The following is a 20,018-nucleotide window of genomic DNA, read 5'->3' on the forward strand; positions in this document are numbered from 1 at the left end:
TATCGCAATCCTAAATAGGTTATTTTTGCTATGAAAAAATCCTAAATTTTTATGTTTCAATTAGGCAAAACCATCGTTTCTGAAGATATTCTCGAAAAAGATTTTGTTTGTAATCTTTCGGCTTGTCACGGAGCTTGCTGTGTTGATGGTGATGCTGGTGCCCCTTTGACGCAAGAGGAAACTAAAATCCTAGAAGAAATCTATCCGAAAATTAAACCTTTTCTTCGCAAAGAAGGAATAGAAGCTATTGAAAGATTAGGAACTTGGGTAGTGGGCACCGACCAAGATTTAGAAACGCCGTTAATTGAAAACAAAGATTGTGCTTATGTAATTTTTGATGGAAAAACAGCACTATGTGGTATTGAGCAGGCGTATAACCAAGGAATAATTAATTGGAAAAAACCGGTTTCTTGTCATTTATATCCTATTCGTGTAAAAGAATTTTCAGAGTTTGCTGCAGTTAATTATGACCGTTGGGATATTTGTAATCCTGCATGTTCATTGGGAAAAGAACTCGAAGTTCCCGTATATAAATTTGTAAAAGAAGCCTTGATTAGAAAGTTTGGCGAAGATTGGTATATCGAATTAGAAAAAGTTGCTGAAGATTTAAAAACGGGAAAGTGAAAACATTTTTAACTATCAAGAAATTAAGATAATTAAGGTTTTCAATATTCTTGATGGAACTTAAATATCTTAATGTTTTTAAAAAAATTGAATATCCACAACATTTCAAGTAGAACTAATAAAAAAAATCAAATAAAAAAGCCATCTCATTACAATAAACGAGACAGCTTTTTTTGTGGAGAAGATGGGACTCGAACCCACGACTTCTTGCCTGCCAGGCAAGCACTCTAACCAGCTGAGCTACATCCCCAAATATTGGCAAAGATAAAACAAATAACAAATTATTAATGTAAAAAATTAAATGATTAAGAAATTAACATTCCATCTCAAAAAAAAAGCAATTAAAGCAATTTTTTTTAGAAAAAAATTAACTATACTTGCATTTCAAAATAAAATTTTAACTGTCTAAAAACCAATAACAATGAAAAAAAAATTACTCCTTTTAATATTTTTTACAGCTTTTAGCTCCTTTTCTCAAACAATTGTAAGCACTACACCACAAAACAAGAAAGTAATCTTAGAAGAGTTTACAGGTATTAATTGTCAGTTTTGTCCTGCGGGTCATTCTATTGCTAATAACATTAAAAACGCAAATCCTGCTGATGTATTCTTAATTAACATACATGTTGGTGGATTTTCAACTCCTGGTTCGGGACAACCTGATTTTAGGACGTCATTTGGAACAGCTATTGCGAATCAATCAGGATTAACTGGTTACCCTGCAGCTACAGTTAACCGAGTTGCCTATACTGGTTTATCTCAAAATGGAGGAACTGGGACGGCAATGAGCAGAAACAATTGGTCCAATGCTTCTAACCAAACCCGTAATCAAAGTTCGTATGTAAACGTGGCAACAACTGCTACTATTAATGTTAACACAAGGCTTTTAACAGTTTTTGTTGAAGCATATTATACTGGAGCCAGTCCAGTTGCCTCAAACAGATTAAATGTTGCCTTATTACAAAACAACACTTTGGGACCACAAAGTAGTGGTGGTTTGGGTAACAATTACCCTCATCAACATAGATTAGTGCATATGCTTACAGGGCAATGGGGAGACACTTATACTACAACTACTGCTGGCACGCTTGTTACAAGAACCTATACTTATACAATACCTGCTACTTACAACAATATTCCTGCTGAATTAGGAGATTTTGAAATTGTAGCTTTTGTTGCTGAAGGTCAACAAAAAATTATTTCTGGTAACGGAACAGTTCCTACTTATACTGGTTTAATTGCAAATGATGCAAAAATAAAAGAGGTAAAGGAAGTTGCCGAACAATGTGTTAACGCTTTACAACCAAAGGTAGAAATTCAAAATAATGGCCAAACTAATCTAACTAGCTTGCCTATCACTTATAGTATAAATGGTGAAACTCCACAAGTGTTTAACTGGACAGGTAATTTATCTTCATTGGCTAAAACAACAATAACATTACCTTCGATAACCTACACTTTACAAGCAAATAACAATTTAAATGTTTCATTACCTTCTGATGATAATACAACAAATAACACTGGTGCTATAACTTTCGTAAAAGCACCTGAAACTACAACCTCAAATTTAACAATCAAAATTACATTAGATCAATACGGTTCAGAAACTTCATGGACGTTAAAAAACTCATCTGGTGCAACTGTCGCTTCAAGTCCATCTTATAATGACTCAGCTGCTTCTGGTGCTTATCCGCAACCTGACATCAACATCAATGTGCCAAATGACTGTTATTCATTTACAATTTTAGATTCATATGGTGATGGTATCGTTGGTGCTTATGGAATTGGATCGTATAGTATTCTCTCCAATGGAGTTGTCATCTCTGGTGTTGAAGGAGGTGAGTTTGGTTCATCTGATGCAAGATCTTTTAGCGTAGCTAATCCTTTAAATATAAACGAATTTACTAGAAATTTAATTTCTATTTTCCCAAATCCATCAAATGGAATTATCACAATAAATACAGAAAATACTTTAAATATTACTATTTGTGACATTACTGGTAAAGTTGTCTTTTCTAAAAACAATGTTACTAATAATGAAACCATCAACTTATCAAACCTTCAAAATGGTGTTTATTTAGCTAAAATGGTTACTGAAACAGGAGTTGAAGAAACTAAAAAAATAATATTAAACTAATCCAACTTAGCCATGCTTTTAAAGAAAGCATGGCTATTTTTAGATTTAAAAAATTAAACTATGAAAAAAATATTCATATTAGCGCTTTTTATAAGTCAGTTTTCTTTTGCGCAAGAAATTACTATGACTAGACCATCTGATGGTTCTCCCATAGTAAATGGTACTGTATTGGCCAGTAATGTAACCAGTGATGCAAGTGAGATTAAATTTAAAGTTAGAAATACCGGAACAACTACTACAAATGTTTGGGCAAGATGCCAAAGTTTAGTTAATAATAATGGTTTAAATTTTCAATTTTGTTTTGGTCAAGAATGTATTGGAGAAGTTACTCTTGGTGGTGTTTACCCTAGTGTCGCACTTACTCTAGCTCCAAATGCCGCTAATGGTAATTTTGATCATTTTTTAAATTACAATACAGGAAGCGGAGTTTTTCCTATGGATTTTGTATTTAAATTTTTTCAAACTAATCAAGCAACCCAAGGAGGAGCAGAAGTGGGTAACTCTATAACTGTAACTTATAGATATGACCCAAATTTATCCATTGATGATGTAAACCAATTACAAAACTCCGGCGTTATTATTAAATCAACAATTGTAGATAGCGAATTAACTCTAGATGTACTTAAACCTACCCTAATGAGTATTTATGATTTGAATGGTAAAATAGTAGTTAATTCTAATTTGGATTACGGAATTCAAAGTATTGATGTTTCCAATTTTAGTTCTGGAATTTATTTAGTTAATTTTAGAAATTCTGAAGGGAATTCATCAAACAAAAAGATTGTCAAAAAATAATTTCATTTTTTTAACATAAAATAAGGTTCAACAATAAATTGAACCTTTTTTTTATAACGAATTTATCCAAGTTTCAATTAATTGTACTGCTTCAGTATGTCTTTTTGTTCTTGTTAAAGGTGGCATTATATACAATAAATCATTTTCTGTATTTATTCTGTAATGCAAAATAGATAGATTTACATTGCCTGGAGTTACTGTAACGTTGTTATAACCTTCTAAATAATGTGCAGCGTGAGCAGTAACGCCCATTTTTACTGGGTTTATAGTTTCATTAAACGCAAAACGCAAGTTGTGTGAAGATGCTTCTCCACCGTTCTCATGACAATGAGCGCAATTCGCATCAAAATAAGACCTTACTCTTAAATCTAGTGATTTAGAAGTGTCATTAAAGTCAACCGTTGAATTAATCTGATCGGGTAAATTATTTTCTAAATAACCAAACTCTATTAGCTTGTTCAATTGATTTTTTGAACCATCCGCATAATTAAAATTGTAGTTAATGTTTTGAGGTTTAATGCCTAACGGATTAATGATTTGATTGTTAAAAGTAGAATGGCATCGCAAACATTCAAAATCAACTTCTGGTGTTCTGTAATTTAAAGTATGAACAACATTGTTAACGTCTTTCCAGCTTAAATCTCTGGCAGTACTTTGAGTAGTAAGTAAGGCATCTGATTGTTCATCATTCCAAATATAGTTTGCAAAAATCCATCCTGTAGACTTTCTGATCATTATTCGAGTTTCAATAATTTTAGTAGTGTTATTGGGTTGCACATTTTTATAATAAAAATTTTTAATTAGTGCTGCACCTACAGGTAATTCAAGAACATTACCATCGCCGTTAAAAGTTGCTTTTACACCATTTGGCATCCAAACAAATCTGTTCTTTAGTGCATAATCTGAAAAAAGTTCGCTGTTTGGTTTATAAGGAATAACACCATAAGAAGGTTTTTGATCTTTTAAATTACCTTCAAAAAATTTGTAATCCGAAAGTTTTGGATAAGGCACTTGTGCTAAATCTAACACAACAGCATACGTTTCTATTTCAGTATAATCTTCTTTATTACACGATAAAAAAGAGTAAAAAAATAATACTAAAACAATTTTTAAGCTTTTCATTTCTTACTTTTTTAGAACGATGTGTTTAACGACAAAGAAACTCCTGAACTTTCTGGAACATTTCTACAAACTCCTCCAACGCAAACTAAACCTCCGCGTTGTCTTCCGTAACTTAGGGCAATTCGAGTAGTTTTTTTTCTGTAAGCACCCCCAAAATTATAGTAGTGATTTCTCTGATACTCCAAATCGTTACCATAGTTATATAAATCCGTAACATAAAAAGAATACTTAGAATTTGCATTAAACTCAACCGTTGAACTAGCCCAATTTTTCTTATCGTAATCAGCCCACATGTGTTCACCAACGACACGTATTGATTTTGTTGGTGTAAACTTATAAGTTGCTTCCGCTGCTGCAATATTCGTATGAATAACACCATCTGTTCCTTCGACTAACTGTTTGTTATAATATTGATTGATGTAACTAAAGGCCGACTGCCATTTATTGTTCCATTTTTTAGTAACCTCAATACTAAAATCGGTGTAATATTTTTTACCAAACTTTAAGAAGTCTGTTTGATAATCTTGTGGATTAAAAATATAAAAAGTTCCGCTTAAAGCATTCCAATTTGAGGCATTAACTGCGATTTTCATTCCATTTTTTCCTCCTAAAGTAGTTCCTTTTTTTATATCGTAGAACACATCTATTTGCCCACCTATTTCTCCAGCTTTCAATAAATCTTTATCCGCTATAAATACACCCGGCTGGGCTTGATAAACATATATATTAGCTAAATTATAGTGTTGCTGTTTCGTTAAGCTAGGAATAAAGTTCATTATTTTATCGTTAAATTCATTGCCTTTTGCACCTCTTTCAGAGAAGAAGCTCATATTTTCTAGTCTTCTAAAAGTGGCATCCACTCCAAATCCTTTTTTAGAATATCCTGTATTTATTAAAAAAGATGACCCTGGCTTCACCAATCTGTTATTTACTTGGTTATTTAACTGAACAACAGCATCTTCTGCTTTATAATTCATCTCAAAAGAAATGTAGTAAGAGTTGTGAGAGAAGCTTATTCTTCCCCCAAACGCATTAGTAAGATCATTAAATTTTTGATCCGGAAGATCTAATTTTTCATCTCGACCTACATAATTAAAACCAAGAGTTAAATCTGATGTTTGAAATTTAAAAAGAGTTTTTAAATCAAACTCAACATCAGAACCATATATTTTACTGTCAGCTACATCAAAACCAGTTCTTTGCCGTCCATACAATGATTTTATTGTAATAAAACTGGTAGGTTTAAAAATTACTCTTAGTCCTCTTAATGCATTATTAATTCCCAATGCTCTATCTTCCCAACTTCTTAATAACAACCCACTACCAAACTGTTCATAAAAATAACCTCCCGTTATATCCAATTTTTCTGATTTATATTGTATAAAATAGGTTGCAACATTGGTCCCGTTATATTTAGGATTTAAGTTTAGTAAGGCATTTTGCTCATAAGCTTCCCCTTGAATTCCGGCTGACCAGTTCTTATAATTATAATTAAGAAACAAATAATTATTTGATCTTAATGGCTCATCTGGATGGGATGTTGGATTATTGAACTCATCTTTTAACCCTTTATCATTTAAATACCATTGTATGTTTGATTCAAATCCTCCTGATAAATTTCCATTAACTTGAGAAAATACTGAGATAGATAAAAGAAAAAGCAAAGTAAAACTATATAACTTTTTCATTTATTTAAGAGATTTCAATTTTTCAAACAATTCTAATTCGTTCCCAGGCACATACCCATTTTGAACATGAACTATCATATTATTTTTAACAACTATTGTATAAGGTACGTTAACTATGGTCAGTGCTCTTTTAAGATCCTGATTAGAATCTAGCAAAATAATAAACTCCCATTCTTTCCCATTTGTTAATGGTTTAACTCTTTTCTGAGTTCTTGAATCATCAATAGAAACCGCAATTACATCAAAATTTACTTCTTTTTTCCATGTTTTTTGTAAATCATTAATCTCGTCTAATTCATTGATACAAGGCGTGCACCATGTGGCCCAAAAAGAGTAAACATATAATTTGTCTTTTTCAGAAAAATCGGTTTTCAACGATATTTTTTTTCCCTCTAAATTAGAAATTGAGACATCGGGTAAATTAGTTTGAGCGTTTAAATTAAATCCTATAAAAAATAGGCTAACAATAAATAATTTCATGGTTTAGTATATAATTTTCACAAATAAATGAATAATGTTATTGAATATGAAATTTTTTTTATTTTTTTGCACTATTATATTCATTTTTAAATTAATAAACATGAGAAAAACATATATCATAAATTTATTGTTTTTTGTTTTGTTTTTCGTTTCTTGTGGTGATACCGCAGTAATTGAAAATATTCCTGATGGAGGTATTGATACACCACCTATTTCTGGATACTTCAAAAAAAGAGTTTTAATAGAAGATTATACTGGAACATGGTGTGGGAATTGTACGCGAGTTTCTTATGCCATCGATCAAGTTAATGAACAAAGTGACAAAGCTGTAACGGTTGCTATTCACAATGGTAATGATCCATTTCATTTTGCAGGAATTGCACCTTTAAAAAACTTAATTTTACCAAATAGTCCTCTAGCTTTACCAGTATCTAGATTAAACCGAATGATTGTTTGGACCTTTCCAGAACCCACAAATGTTCAAGAAGCTATAAATCTTACGGGAAACAATTCTGGTTTAGGGATTGCTATGAATTCTACCATTGAAAATGGAAACATTAATCTTGATGTTACTGTTAAGTTTGCTTTAAACTACTCAAACTTAAAACTGGTAGTATATCTTTTAGAAGATGATCTTATGTATTTCCAACGTAACTACACAACTTATTATGACAATGTGAACCCAATTCCAAATTATATTCATAACCATGTTTTAAGAGCATCTATGACTGACATTCTAGGGGAAACTATTTCAGGAAATACTTCTGCAGGAAGTTCATTTACTAAAAACTTTACCATTCCAGTTCCATCAAATATTGCAAATGCTGACAATATTAATTTCGTAGCTTTTCTTGTAGGCGAAGATAATATAGCTATCAACGCTCGAGCATCTCACGCAAATGAGAATCAAGAATTTGAAGAAAACCCATAATTAAATTTTATACTTAAAAATAAAGTTGCGAAAAGGCAACCTTATTTATTTATACTTGATGAATATAAATGATTTATATTCATCATATTATCTTTTTCATATCCCTTTTGTAATCGTTGTTACAGTTGCTTATTCCCTGAATAACAAGCCAAAAAAAAGAGAAAACGATTTATTGTACTATTTTAGTAAATTTACGGCATTAATATATCCTTTATGAGTAACATCAGAATCACTAAACAATTTTCTTTCGAAACAGGACATGCGCTTTATGGCTATGATGGGAAATGCAAAAACGTGCACGGGCACAGTTATAAACTTTCGGTTACAGTGATTGGCAAACCAATTTTAGATGCTTCAAATGTAAAATTCGGAATGGTAATTGATTTTACAGATTTGAAAAAAATTGTGAGAGAAGAAATTGTCGATCTTTTTGATCATGCCACTGTTTTCAATAAAAATACCCCGCACATTGAATTGGCAAAAGAACTTTCCAATCGTGGTCATCATGTAATTTTAGTTGATTATCAACCCACAAGTGAGAACATGGTAATTGATTTTGCCTACAAGATAAAAAATCGTTTACCCAATGGGATTCAACTTCATTCTTTAAAACTTCAAGAAACCGAAACCTCGTTTGCCGAATGGTATGCTTCCGATAACTAAGCTGTCTCACTGAGCGCAGTCGAAGTGCTTTTATTAATCAAGAATTTTAAATGACAATTTCACCCAACAAAAAAATATATTTCGCCTCCGACCAACACTTTGGTGCACCAACTGCCGAAGCGAGTGTTCCTCGTGAACAAAAGTTTGTCGCTTGGTTGGATGAAGTAAAGCAGGATGCCGAATGTATTTTCCTTTTGGGCGATTTATTTGATTTTTGGTTTGAATATAAAACGGTAGTACCTAAAGGTTTCGTGAGAATTTTGGGTAAACTGGCTGAAATTCGGGACAGTGGCATTCCTATTTACTTCTTCGTGGGCAATCACGATTTGTGGATGACTGATTATTTTGAAAAAGAATTGAACATTCCTGTGTACCACGACAATCAAGAATATACTTTTAATTCCAAGACTTTTTTAATTGGTCATGGCGATGGAAAAGGACCAGGAGACAATGGCTACAAACGCATGAAAAAAGTGTTTACCAATCCACTTTCTAAATGGATTTTCCGTTGGTTGCATCCTGATTTGGGTGTAAAATTGGCGCAGTACTTATCCGTAAAAAACAAACTGATTTCGGGTGATGCCGATGTAAAATTTTTGGGTGAAGAAAATGAATGGTTGGTTCTTTACTCCAAACGAAAACTCGAAACCAAGCATTATAATTACCTCATCTTTGGTCACCGTCATTTACCAATGGTATTAACCGTTGGCGAAAACTCGCAATACATCAACCTTGGCGATTGGATTGGTTACTTTACCTATGGGGTTTTTGATGGGGAAAGTTTTGAATTGAAGGAGTATAAATAGAAATCAACTTTCAACTCTAACAGAGTTCAGAGTAAAAAATTATATCAAATCCTTCAATCGCAACTGAACTGTAACGTTTCCGTTAAACTCGTTTTCATCGATACAAAAAGCCATATCAAATGGATTTTGGTTTTTAGTTAGTTCCAATTTATTTCCCAATCCAAAACCAATAGCCCCAAATCCTTCGCTACTCCCGAAGCTTCGGGACTGTTTGACAAAAAGCTTTATATGTTCTTCATTTTGACCAATTCCTTTGGCATAACCCGTATCTTTTACTCCTTTGGTCATAAAAACTGGCGTCATGTTTTGTGGACCAAAAGGTTCAAACTGATTTAAAATCCGAATTAATTTTTCGTTAATATCGGATAACTCTATTTCAGCATCAACCGATATTTCCGGAATTAATAAATCAGGAGAAATGGTTTTTTCCACTTCTTTTTCAAAAGCATTTTTGAAGACAATATAATTTTCTTCTTTTAATGTCATTCCTGCGGCATACATGTGTCCGCCGAATTGTTCGAGATGTTCCGCACAAGCTTCCAACGCATTATAAACATCAAAATCTTTCACCGAACGTGCCGAAGCAGCCAATTTATCACCACTTTTAGTAAAGACAATCGTAGGACGATAATAGGTTTCTGTCAGTCGAGAAGCTACAATTCCGATGACGCCTTTATGCCAGTTTTCGTCATAAACAACAGTAGTGAATTTTCCCTCTTCACCATTTAATTCAATTTGGTCTAGCGCTTCAATGGTGATTTGTTTGTCTAAATCTTTTCGTTCGGAATTGTGTTGTTCAATTTCGGAAGCAAATTTTTCAGCTTGGTCTAAGTCGTATTCTGTTAATAATGCTACGGCTTCGTTACCATGTTTTATTCTTCCGGCTGCGTTAATTCTTGGTGCTATAATAAAAACGACATCTGTAATCGTTAAAACTTTTTTCTTTACGTTTTTGATTAATGCTTTAATTCCAGGACGTGGATTTGTATTAATAACTTCCAATCCAAACTTAGCCAAAATTCGATTCTCACCTGTCATCGGAACAATATCAGCAGCAATTGCCGTTGCAACCAAATCGAGATAAATCAGTAAATCGTCTATCGTTTGCTTTCTGTTTTCTCCCAAAGCTTGTGTCAATTTGAAACCAATGCCGCATCCACATAACTCATCGTAAGGATACGAACAATCTCCCCGTTTTGGGTCGAGAATTGCAACTGCATTTGGTAAAATGTTTCCAGGGCGATGGTGGTCGCAAATGATAAAATCGATACTTTTTTCTTTGGCGTATGCTATGTGTTCTATAGATTTTATACCACAATCCAATGCTATAATCAGTGTAAAACCGTTATCATCTGCAAAGTCAATGCCTTTATACGAAATGCCATAACCTTCATCGTAACGGTCTGGAATGTAAGTCGCCACATTCGGATAATAACTTTTCAGATAGGATGAAACCAATGAAACCGCTGTAGTGCCATCGACATCATAATCGCCAAAAACCAAAATATTTTCTCCGTTTTCAATGGCTGTTTCAATTCTATTGACCGCTTTGTCCATATCTTTCATCAGATACGGATTATGCAAATCATCTAAACTCGGGCGGAAAAACTGGCGCGCATGATCAAAAGTTTCAACACCTCGTTGTACTAAAAGTGTGGCTATGAGTTCGCTCACGTTTAGTTCGGCAGCTAATAAATGTACTTTTTTGTGGGATGGTTTTGGTTTAAGTGTCCAACGCATGTTTTGAATGAATTATAGGTTTATGTCACGAATGCACGAATAATTCAATTGTGGGTTTATGAATTTCTTCAAAGATATAAAAATACTACAAAAAAACAGAATTGTATTCGTGCTAAAGTTTAAAACAAAACTTGATAATATTCGTTACTTTTGATATATAAAACTCCATTAAATGCTAATTCAAGGTCAAATTGTAGATATCGAAAACAAACGAATTTATTCGGGTGAACTATCGGTAGAAAATGGCAAAATTAGTGCTATAATTGAAAAACAACACACTGTTAATTCCTTTATCCTACCTGGTTTTATAGACGCTCACATTCATATTGAAAGTTCCATGCTGGTGCCTTCTGAGTTTGCTAAGATCGCCGTATTGCACGGAACTGTTGGAACCATTTCTGACCCGCATGAAATTGCCAATGTTTTAGGTGTGGCTGGAGTTCATTTTATGATTGAAAATGGTAAAAAGGTGCCGTTGAAATTTCACTTTGGAGCACCATCTTGTGTTCCTGCCACTTTTTTTGAAACCGCTGGAGCGATTATTGATTCTGAACAAATTATGGAATTAATGGCATTACCGGATATTTACTATTTGTCCGAGATGATGAACTATCCTGGTGTTTTATTTAATGATGAAGAAGTGTTGAAGAAAATAGCTTGGGCAAAACATTTCAAAAAACCCATTGATGGTCATGCTCCTGGATTGCGCGGTGAACCAATTAATAAATACATCTCTGCCGGAATCTCAACAGATCACGAATGTTTTACCTATGATGAAGCGGCAGAAAAATTATCACTCGGAATGAAAGTGCTTATTCGTGAAGGAAGTGCAGCTAAAAACTTTGAAGCTTTGATTGATTTACTCCCAGATCATTTTGAAAACATGATGTTTTGTTCGGATGACAAGCATCCTGATGATTTAATTGTGGGTCATATTAATTTACTTTGCGCTAGAGCTGTGGCCAAAGGGTTTGATGTATTTAAAGTATTACAAATGGCGTGCATCAATCCGGTTTATCATTATAAAATGGATGTTGGTTTGTTAAAAGAAAACGACCCTGCTGATTTTATTGTGGTAGAAGATTTAACCAATTTCAAAGTGTTGCAGACCTATATTAATGGCGAAGTCGTTGCCGAAAACGGACAATCGTTTGTAAAATACGTTGATTTCGAAAAACCTAATAATTTCAATACGTCTAAAAAAGAAATAACCGACTTCGAAATTTCGGGTTCAGCCGAAAAAATCAGAGTAATCGAAGCCCTAGAAGGACAATTAATCACTAATGAAATTCATTGCAAACCGAAAATTAACAATGGCAAAATCGTTTCAGATATAGAAAATGACATACTAAAAATGGCGGTTGTTAATCGGTATGAGAATGCTTTGCCTGCAATTGCTTTTATCAAAAATTTTGGCTTAAAAAAAGGTGCGATTGCTAGTTCCGTAGCGCATGATTGCCATAATATCGTTGTGGTTGGTACTTCCGATGAAGAAATCTGTAATGCTGTCAATATCATAATTGAAAACAAAGGCGGAATTTGTGCCGTAAATGGTTCCCATAAAAAATCGTTGGCACTTCCTGTTGCCGGAATTATGAGTACTAAAGACGCTTGGGAAACCGGAAAATTGTATCAAGAAATTGACGCTATGGCAAAAGAATTGGGAAGCAGTTTAAAAGCACCATTTATGACTTTATCATTCATGGCATTATTGGTAATTCCCGATTTGAAATTATCGGACAAAGGATTGTTTAGTGGGAATCGTTTTTCGTTTGTAGATTTAGAAGTGGAATAATTTTGCGTTAGGGATTGAGGCAGGCACCGTGTGCAGCCGAAAGCCCGGCCGAAGGCAACGCCCAAAAATCAATCTTTACTCTTTTCTTTGATTGTAATTTTGCCTCCAACTACCACAACAATTTCACCTTTCGGAGGTTTGGTTTCAAAATGTTTGAGTACTTCAACAGTTGTTCCGCGAATAGTTTCTTCGTGCAGTTTTGATAGTTCTCTAGAAACGGAAACTGATCTATCCTCTCCAAAATACTGCACAAATTCAGCCAAAGTTTTTACTAATTTATGTGGCGAAACATAAAAAATCATCGTTCTAACTTCTTCGGCTAACGCCAAAAATCGGGTTTGCCTTCCTTTTTTTTCGGGCAAAAAACCTTCAAAAACAAAACGGTCGTTAGGTAGACCGCTATTCACTAAGGCTGGAACAAATGCGGTAGCTCCAGGTAAACAATCAACTTCAATATTGTTGTCGACACAAGCTCGTGTCAACAAAAATCCTGGGTCAGAAATGGCAGGCGTTCCAGCATCACTTATCAAGGCAATAGTTTCTCCCGATTGTAAGCGGGCAATTAAATTGGCAATGGTTTTGTGTTCATTATGCATATGATGGCTATGCATATGAGTAGCAATTTCGAAATGTTTCAAAAGTTTTCCGCTAGTTCGAGTGTCTTCTGCTAAAATCAAATCCACTTCTCTCAAAACACGAATCGCTCTGAAAGTCATGTCATCAAGATTGCCAATGGGCGTGGGAACTATATAAAGTTTAGCCATTTATGCTGAATTTACTTGTTCTGAATTCATTTCAGATTTTCAGTATCTATTGGAATTTCTTCTCAACAATTTCCATAAATCGCTCCATATAATCTTCCTCACCAACCCAATAATCATAATCAGGAATTACCATTTCATTAATGAAACTTTTTGCTTCTTCAAAAGTGTTGAAAGTGTTTAATTGAGAAATCACTCGATTAAAATCTTCGTTACTGTTATTAAAAAGATGTTGTACAAAACCTATTCTATCGTTTAATCCAATTGCAATTGACTTTGAATAAGTTTCACTAACAGAAGTAGACTTGGTCTCTTCTAAATTTTCTGGGTTTTCTTCATTGGTATCTGAGGGAAATAATGCTACTTCATTTGGTTTTACAAAAACAGGATCTGTATAGTTTTCACCTAAAAAATCTTCGAGGGCAATCGATTTGTCTTCTGGCTTAAATTCAGATGCTGTCTCCGCAGTCTCAGGCATTTCTTCCTCTTCAACTTCTAATTCAAATATTGGGCTAAATGTTGACTTAAACTCATCAACAACTTGTTCTTCCTCCAACAGTATTTCATCCACTTCTTTAGTTTCATCATGGTCATCAGAAACGGTTACTTCTTCCTCTGTTAGTTCTTCCTCTTCTGCTTCAGATTGTTCTTCCTCGATTTCGACTGCTGATGCTGCTTCAACAAAAGGTTCTTCAACAACAGTTTTTACGTCGACTATTGGTTCATCAGTTTCTTGTAATTGAATCGATAACTCCAGTTTTTCTTCTAAAACATCTTCGGTTACATCTGATTTTACGGATTCAAAATTGTCCTGGTAAAACTTTAAAACGGTTAGCGTTTCGTATAATTTTTGAGTTTCTTTATAGAGCTGATCGACTTCCGACTTATTTTTAAGCTTTAAAATTCGGTGAGCAATGCTGATTAATTCAGATTCTAATCTTTTTTTCATATTATTTGAAATTGCTAATACTTTAGTTTATTTTCGTCTTAATCAATTTATTTCCTCTTTCGAAGAAGTTCCCTTAATTAAAATTTTTCTACATTTGAATCGACGTAAAAATAGGAAAATTTTAAGTCGGTTTGCAATCGGTACAAAGTAATAAAAACTATTCATTTTTAGCGCAAGAAAAATACAAAATGTTTCTCGAAAATACAGTAAATCATAAAGAACAATTTGGGTGGATAGAAGTCATCTGTGGTTCAATGTTTTCGGGGAAAACCGAAGAATTAATACGTCGTTTAAAAAGAGCTCAATTTGCCAAACAGAAAGTAGAAATTTTCAAACCTTCTATCGATACGCGTTATGATGAAGAAATGGTCGTTTCTCACAACAAAAACGAAATTCGATCAACACCCGTTCCTGCAGCAACCAATATTAGAATTTTAGCACAAGGTTGCGATGTGGTCGGCATAGATGAAGCCCAATTTTTTGACGATGAAATTGTTTCTGTTTGTAATGATTTAGCCAATTCAGGAATTCGAGTTATTGTAGCAGGATTGGATATGGATTTTAAAGGAAATCCTTTTGGCCCAATGCCAGCACTAATGGCAACAGCAGAATATGTAACCAAAGTACATGCGGTATGCACTCGCACCGGAAATTTAGCACATTATAGTTTTAGAAAAAATGACAATGACAAATTAGTCATGCTGGGCGAAAACGAAGAATATGAACCATTAAGTCGTGCTGCATATTTCAACGCGATACGACAAAATATGGAGGTTAAAGATGCCGAACATTTGTCAAAAGAAAAAAAATAAACCCAAAGCTTGACTTTAACTATACGAAATATTATTCCCATCATCAAAGCCAATTGGATTGGTCAAAATGATGTAGCCATTATCGATTCTATTTCCATTGACAGCCGTTCGTTACAAAATGATGAAAACACCTTATTCTTTGCCCTTTTAGGCCCAAATCATGATGGGCATCAGTATATAGAAGAATTGATTGCCAAAAACGTTCACCATTTTGTAGTCACAAGAATTCCTGAGAACGTAAAAGGAAAAGGAAATTTTTTGGTGGTTGAAAACACCCTTGAGGCGCTACAAAATTTTGCCGCTTTTTATCGCAGCCAATTTGATTTCCCAATAATTGGAATTACCGGAAGCAACGGAAAAACCATTATTAAAGAGTGGTTGAATTTCTTATTAAGTCCCGATTTTAATATTATTCGAAGTCCAAAAAGTTACAACTCACAAGTGGGTGTGCCGCTTTCAATACTCGGCATCAATGAAAATCACAACCTCGGGATTTTTGAAGCTGGAATTTCTCAAATGCACGAAATGGAGAAATTACAGAAAATAATTCAACCCACGATAGGCATTCTTACTAACATTGGTTCGGCGCATGACGAAGGGTTTTCGAGCGCAGCGGAGAAAATAAAAGAAAAACTAAAATTGTTTTCAACTGTTACTATTTTAATTTTAAATAAAAACAAAACCATTAGCGCATTTATAAATCCAAAAATAAAACAGTTTAGCTGGTGTTCTGATGATAAAAGTGCGGATGTATTTATTACTAAGAAAAATAAAGGCGAACTAACCGAATTGAATGTTACCTACAGAGAAGATACTTTCACAATAAACATTCCTTTTCAAGATCAAGCATCGCTAGAAAATGCGATTCATTGTATGATGGTGATGCTTTATTTTGGGTATAATCAAAAAACCATTCAAACTCGAATGGCGCTATTATATCCTGTTGAAATGCGTTTGAAAGTTAAAAATGGAATCAACAATACAACAATTATTGATGACAGCTACAGTTCTGATTTTCAATCGTTGAAAATTGCGTTAGACTTTTTAGAAAATCAAAAGCAACATAAAAAGAAAACACTAATTCTTTCCGATATTTTTCAGAGCGGTTTAAGTAATGATGAGTTGTATTCAAAAGTCTCCCAGCTTATTATTTCCAATAAAATTAACCGTGTGATTGGTATTGGAGAAACGATTTCACGATACAAAAGCAAGTTTATTAATTGCATTACATTTACAAATGTCTCCGATTTTATAAATGCTTTTGAAAGCCTAAGTTTTGAAAATGAAACTATTTTAATTAAAGGTGCGCGGAATTTTCACTTCGAAGAAATCGTTTCCATGCTCGAAGAAAAAACACATGAAACGGTTTTAGAAATTAACCTGAACGCTATCAGTCATAACCTCAATTTTTACAAATCAAAACTAGCTCCAAAAACTAAAATGATGGTCATGGTCAAAGCTTTTGGTTATGGTAATGGTGGATTTGAAATAGCGAAGTTACTCGAACATCACAAAGTGGATTATCTGGGTGTGGCTTTCGCCGATGAAGGAATTTCGCTTAAAAATGCTGGAATTACAGTGCCAATAATGGTGTTGAATCCAGAAACAACAAGTTTTTCCGCAATCATTCAGCATCAACTAGAACCTGAAATTTATTCGATAAAAGGATTGAAATCGTTTCTGAAAATTGCCGAACAAAAGAAACTTCAACATTTTCCGATTCATATAAAAATCGACACCGGAATGCACCGTTTGGGATTTGAAGAAGAAAACTTACCCGAGTTAATTCAAATTCTTAAAGGAAAAAATAATGTTCAAATCAAAAGCATTTTATCACACATGGCAACCAGTGACGATTTGAAACATGACGCCTTTTCAAAATCCCAAATCGCTTTGTTTGAAAAATTGTCAACACAACTACAAACTGAATTAAAGATAAACCCACCCGAGCCAACGGCGAACGGAGCAAAGCTAATTCGTCATATTTTAAACACCTCAGGCATTACCAATTACCCTGAAGCGCAATACGATATGGTGCGACTAGGAATAGGATTATATGGCATTTCAAATGATGCAGAAGAACAAAAAGAGTTAGAAATTGTGGGCACTTTAAAGTCAGTAATCTCACAAATCCGAACTATTGAAAAAGACGAAAGTGTAGGATATGGCAGAAGATTTATAGCTACTGAAACAACCAAAATAGCTACTATCCCCATTGGGTATGCAGATGGCATTAGTAGAGCTTGGGGACAGGGTGTTGGTTACGTATTAATAAATAATACCCCCGCCAAAATTATAGGAAGTATATGCATGGATATGCTTATGGTTAATATAACTGGCATTGATTGCAAAGAAGGAAACACCGTTATCATTTTTGGAGAAAACCCTACGGTTAACTTCATGGCTAAAAAGCTCAATACAATTCCTTATGAAATTTTGACGAGTATTTCGCAACGAGTAAAGCGCGTTTTTTTTAGAGAATAATTTTTTTTTGAACTATTTAAAATTTTATTATTTTAGTGCTCTATTAACCAAATAAAAACAAAACAAATATGGGAATGATTTCAGAATTTAAAGACTTTATTGCAAAAGGTAATGCCATGGATTTGGCCGTTGGGGTAATCATTGGAGCCGCTTTTGGCGCCATTGTAAATTCATTAGTAGCCGATGTGATTACGCCAGCATTATTAAATCCAGCCCTCAAAGCGGCACAAGTAGAAAACTTAGCCGATTTAAAAACAGGAGGCGGAATTCTTTACGGAAAATTCCTTGCTGCTGTAATCAGTTTTCTTGTTATTGCTTTTGTAATTTTCATCATGGTAAAAGGAATAAATAGCATGAAGAAAAAAGAAGAAGCTGCTCCAGCCGGCCCAACACAAGAAGAATTGCTTACTCAAATTAGAGATTTATTAAAAAAATAATACCGCTACATAGCATATTCTAATTTAACCCTGAACTCGTTTCAGGGTCTTTTTTTTATATTTGGAGCACGGCATCCGTTTAATCAGGAAGTATCCTCCCGCTATCCGCTATATCTTTTTTTTCAAAAAAGGCTCTTATCGGGGCTAGTGAGAACCTATCTGCATTTCCTTCTTTTTTCTATATTCTATTCTCTTTTTTCTACATACTTTTGTACTTCAAAAATAAATAGATAAAAATATGAAAGTTGCTGTTGTTGGTGCAACCGGAATGGTTGGTGAGGTAATGCTTCAAGTTTTGGCCGAAAGAAATTTTCCGGTGACGGAATTAATTCCTGTGGCTTCCGAAAAATCTGTTGGAAAAGAAATAGAATTCAAAGGAAAGACCTATAAAGTAGTGGGGTTACAAACCGCTGTGGATAGGAAAGCTGATATTGCATTGTTTTCAGCTGGTGGTGAAACTTCGTTAGAATGGGCACCAAAATTTGCTGCAGCAGGAACAACCGTAATCGACAATTCATCAGCTTGGAGAATGGATCCGAGTAAAAAATTAATCGTACCCGAAATCAATGCTTCCGAATTAACCAAAGACGATAAAATCATCGCCAATCCCAACTGTTCCACCATTCAAATGGTAATGGTTTTAGCGCCATTGCACAAAAAATACAACATCAAACGTGTTATCGTTTCTACGTATCAATCCATCACTGGAACTGGTGTAAAAGCAGTGCAACAATTAGAAAATGAATATGCCGGAGTTCAAGGTGAAATGGCCTATAAATATCAAATTCATAGAAATGCCATTCCACAATGCGACAGCTTTGAAGCTAACGGGTACACCAAAGAAGAGATGAAATTGGTGCGTGAAACTCAAAAAATTATTGGTGACAAAACAATTGCAGTTACGGCAACTGCAATACGAATTCCGGTAGTTGGCGGACATAGCGAGGCAGTAAATGTCGAATTTTCGAATGATTTTGACATCAATGAAATTCGAAACATTCTACACCACACTGATGGTGTTACAGTTCAAGATAATACCGACACCTATACCTATCCGATGCCATTGTATGCGCAAGGTAAAGACGATGTGTTTGTGGGTAGAATTCGCCGTGATGAAAGTCAGCCGAACTCATTAAACATGTGGATTGTTTCTGATAATTTAAGAAAAGGCGCTGCGACTAACACGATTCAAATTGCGGAATATTTAATGGCGCATAAATTAGTGTAGATTACCGCCATTTATAATGAGGAAATAAAATAACCGTTTGGTTTATCAAATCATAAAATTTGTTAAATCCAATCGGTTTTTCCTTTGGTATAACGTACCTTTGTGTAAGACTTTGTTTGCTCAAACACTGCAAACTTACTAAGCTAAAGCCGAACCGAATACTGAATATAGTTAATGAAAAAAAGAGTTCTCATAGTAAATACAATTTTAGGACTGGTCGTATTGTTTGCAATACTGTTCCAATCGTTTCACGCTATGAGTCATTTGGAAAAACAATTTATAGCAAAACATTGCAATCACAAATACAATCACAATAAAACCGAAATCAATCATGCACATTTTGGCTTTGAGCATTGTTTTACTTGTGAATTTACCTTCAGTTCTTCTTTAGAAATAAGAACATCCCTTATTTCTTTAAAATACAATTCACTTTATTTCAAACCTTCATTTTTAAACACTTCCGAAAGCATTTTATTTTATACCGGAAGTTCTTTTTCACTTCGCGGCCCTCCAATTGTTTAATTTCTATGCACTCCTAAGAGTATATTAAATTTAAAACAATTACA

General features: G+C 34.0%; 18 protein-coding genes and 1 tRNA gene. 12 read left to right on the forward strand and 7 right to left on the reverse strand.

The features are described from left to right. Positions 1 to 51 precede the first annotated feature (51 nt). Positions 52 to 624, forward strand: coding sequence for a DUF3109 family protein (locus tag ACIQ2L_RS01875; RefSeq protein WP_396155862.1), 573 nt, complete (start codon positions 52 to 54; stop codon positions 622 to 624). A 176-nt stretch (positions 625 to 800) separates the two neighbouring features. Here the strand turns inward: ACIQ2L_RS01875 and ACIQ2L_RS01880 are convergent. Further along, positions 801 to 874 (reverse strand) — tRNA-Ala (locus ACIQ2L_RS01880). Positions 875 to 1,045: 171 nt separating this feature from the next. Here ACIQ2L_RS01880 and ACIQ2L_RS01885 point away from each other — a divergent pair. Further along, positions 1,046 to 2,761, forward strand: a complete 1,716-nt coding sequence (locus tag ACIQ2L_RS01885; RefSeq protein ID WP_396155864.1) for an Omp28-related outer membrane protein — start codon at positions 1,046 to 1,048, stop codon at positions 2,759 to 2,761. Between the two features lie 60 nt (positions 2,762 to 2,821). Further along, on the forward strand, positions 2,822 to 3,556 hold the full coding sequence (locus ACIQ2L_RS01890; RefSeq protein WP_396155866.1) for a T9SS type A sorting domain-containing protein: 735 nt from the start codon (positions 2,822 to 2,824) through the stop codon (positions 3,554 to 3,556). A gap of 51 nt (positions 3,557 to 3,607) precedes the next feature. On the opposite strand, the gene ACIQ2L_RS01895 is transcribed toward ACIQ2L_RS01890, so the two are convergent. The 3 genes from ACIQ2L_RS01895 to ACIQ2L_RS01905 are packed head-to-tail and all read right to left on the reverse strand — an operon-like array spanning position 3,608 to position 6,846. Further along, positions 3,608 to 4,678, reverse strand: a complete 1,071-nt coding sequence (locus ACIQ2L_RS01895) for a hypothetical protein (RefSeq protein WP_396155868.1) — start codon at positions 4,676 to 4,678, stop codon at positions 3,608 to 3,610. Positions 4,679 to 4,689: 11 nt separating this feature from the next. Further along, the gene (locus tag ACIQ2L_RS01900) at positions 4,690 to 6,366 is read right to left on the reverse strand and encodes a DUF6029 family protein (protein WP_396155870.1); all 1,677 of its coding nucleotides are present in this window, start codon (positions 6,364 to 6,366) and stop codon (positions 4,690 to 4,692) included. Then, on the reverse strand, positions 6,367 to 6,846 hold the full coding sequence (locus ACIQ2L_RS01905) for a TlpA family protein disulfide reductase (protein WP_396155872.1): 480 nt from the start codon (positions 6,844 to 6,846) through the stop codon (positions 6,367 to 6,369). Between the two features lie 100 nt (positions 6,847 to 6,946). On the opposite strand from ACIQ2L_RS01905, the gene ACIQ2L_RS01910 reads away from it, so the two are divergent. From ACIQ2L_RS01910 to ACIQ2L_RS01920, 3 genes are all read left to right on the forward strand, one after another. Beyond that, positions 6,947 to 7,777 carry an Omp28-related outer membrane protein gene (locus ACIQ2L_RS01910; protein WP_396155874.1) on the forward strand — a complete coding sequence of 277 codons (831 nt, stop codon included), beginning with the start codon at positions 6,947 to 6,949 and terminating at the stop codon, positions 7,775 to 7,777. Between the two features lie 213 nt (positions 7,778 to 7,990). Continuing rightward, complete coding sequence (locus ACIQ2L_RS01915) at positions 7,991 to 8,440, forward strand: 6-pyruvoyl trahydropterin synthase family protein (RefSeq protein ID WP_396155876.1); 450 nt, start codon at positions 7,991 to 7,993, stop codon at positions 8,438 to 8,440. Between the two features lie 50 nt (positions 8,441 to 8,490). Next, positions 8,491 to 9,246 (forward strand): UDP-2,3-diacylglucosamine diphosphatase, encoded by a 756-nt coding sequence (locus tag ACIQ2L_RS01920; protein ID WP_396155877.1) that lies wholly within the window; start codon positions 8,491 to 8,493, stop codon positions 9,244 to 9,246. A 39-nt stretch (positions 9,247 to 9,285) separates the two neighbouring features. Here the strand turns inward: ACIQ2L_RS01920 and recJ are convergent, their stop codons facing one another. After that, positions 9,286 to 10,986: a single-stranded-DNA-specific exonuclease RecJ gene (gene recJ, locus ACIQ2L_RS01925; protein WP_396155879.1), complete on the reverse strand. Its 1,701-nt coding sequence runs from the start codon at positions 10,984 to 10,986 to the stop codon at positions 9,286 to 9,288. Between the two features lie 172 nt (positions 10,987 to 11,158). Between recJ and ade the strand changes: the two genes are divergently transcribed. After that, positions 11,159 to 12,781, forward strand: a complete 1,623-nt coding sequence (ade, locus tag ACIQ2L_RS01930) for an adenine deaminase (protein WP_396155881.1) — start codon at positions 11,159 to 11,161, stop codon at positions 12,779 to 12,781. Positions 12,782 to 12,849: 68 nt separating this feature from the next. On the opposite strand, the gene rsmI is transcribed toward ade, so the two are convergent. Further along, the gene (gene rsmI, locus ACIQ2L_RS01935) at positions 12,850 to 13,545 is read right to left on the reverse strand and encodes a 16S rRNA (cytidine(1402)-2'-O)-methyltransferase (protein WP_396155883.1); all 696 of its coding nucleotides are present in this window, start codon (positions 13,543 to 13,545) and stop codon (positions 12,850 to 12,852) included. 46 nt (positions 13,546 to 13,591) lie between these two features. Then, positions 13,592 to 14,491: a hypothetical protein gene (locus tag ACIQ2L_RS01940; protein WP_396155885.1), complete on the reverse strand. Its 900-nt coding sequence runs from the start codon at positions 14,489 to 14,491 to the stop codon at positions 13,592 to 13,594. A gap of 188 nt (positions 14,492 to 14,679) precedes the next feature. On the opposite strand from ACIQ2L_RS01940, the gene ACIQ2L_RS01945 reads away from it, so the two are divergent. The 5 genes from ACIQ2L_RS01945 to ACIQ2L_RS01965 all read left to right on the forward strand — a co-directional run bounded on the left by ACIQ2L_RS01945 (position 14,680) and on the right by ACIQ2L_RS01965 (position 19,974). Beyond that, positions 14,680 to 15,303: a thymidine kinase gene (locus tag ACIQ2L_RS01945; protein WP_396155887.1), complete on the forward strand. Its 624-nt coding sequence runs from the start codon at positions 14,680 to 14,682 to the stop codon at positions 15,301 to 15,303. A gap of 9 nt (positions 15,304 to 15,312) precedes the next feature. Beyond that, positions 15,313 to 17,787 carry a bifunctional UDP-N-acetylmuramoyl-tripeptide:D-alanyl-D-alanine ligase/alanine racemase gene (locus tag ACIQ2L_RS01950; RefSeq protein WP_396155889.1) on the forward strand — a complete coding sequence of 825 codons (2,475 nt, stop codon included), beginning with the start codon at positions 15,313 to 15,315 and terminating at the stop codon, positions 17,785 to 17,787. Positions 17,788 to 17,855: 68 nt separating this feature from the next. Next, positions 17,856 to 18,224, forward strand: coding sequence for a large conductance mechanosensitive channel protein MscL (gene mscL / locus ACIQ2L_RS01955; protein ID WP_396155891.1), 369 nt, complete (start codon positions 17,856 to 17,858; stop codon positions 18,222 to 18,224). A gap of 238 nt (positions 18,225 to 18,462) precedes the next feature. Beyond that, positions 18,463 to 19,452 carry an aspartate-semialdehyde dehydrogenase gene (locus ACIQ2L_RS01960; RefSeq protein ID WP_396155893.1) on the forward strand — a complete coding sequence of 330 codons (990 nt, stop codon included), beginning with the start codon at positions 18,463 to 18,465 and terminating at the stop codon, positions 19,450 to 19,452. Positions 19,453 to 19,626: 174 nt separating this feature from the next. Continuing rightward, the gene (locus ACIQ2L_RS01965; RefSeq protein ID WP_396155895.1) at positions 19,627 to 19,974 is read left to right on the forward strand and encodes a hypothetical protein; all 348 of its coding nucleotides are present in this window, start codon (positions 19,627 to 19,629) and stop codon (positions 19,972 to 19,974) included. Positions 19,975 to 20,018 lie beyond the last annotated feature (44 nt).

This window comes from Flavobacterium sp. (assembly GCF_044369455.1).
Taxonomy (GTDB): Bacteria; Bacteroidota; Bacteroidia; order Flavobacteriales; family Flavobacteriaceae; genus Flavobacterium.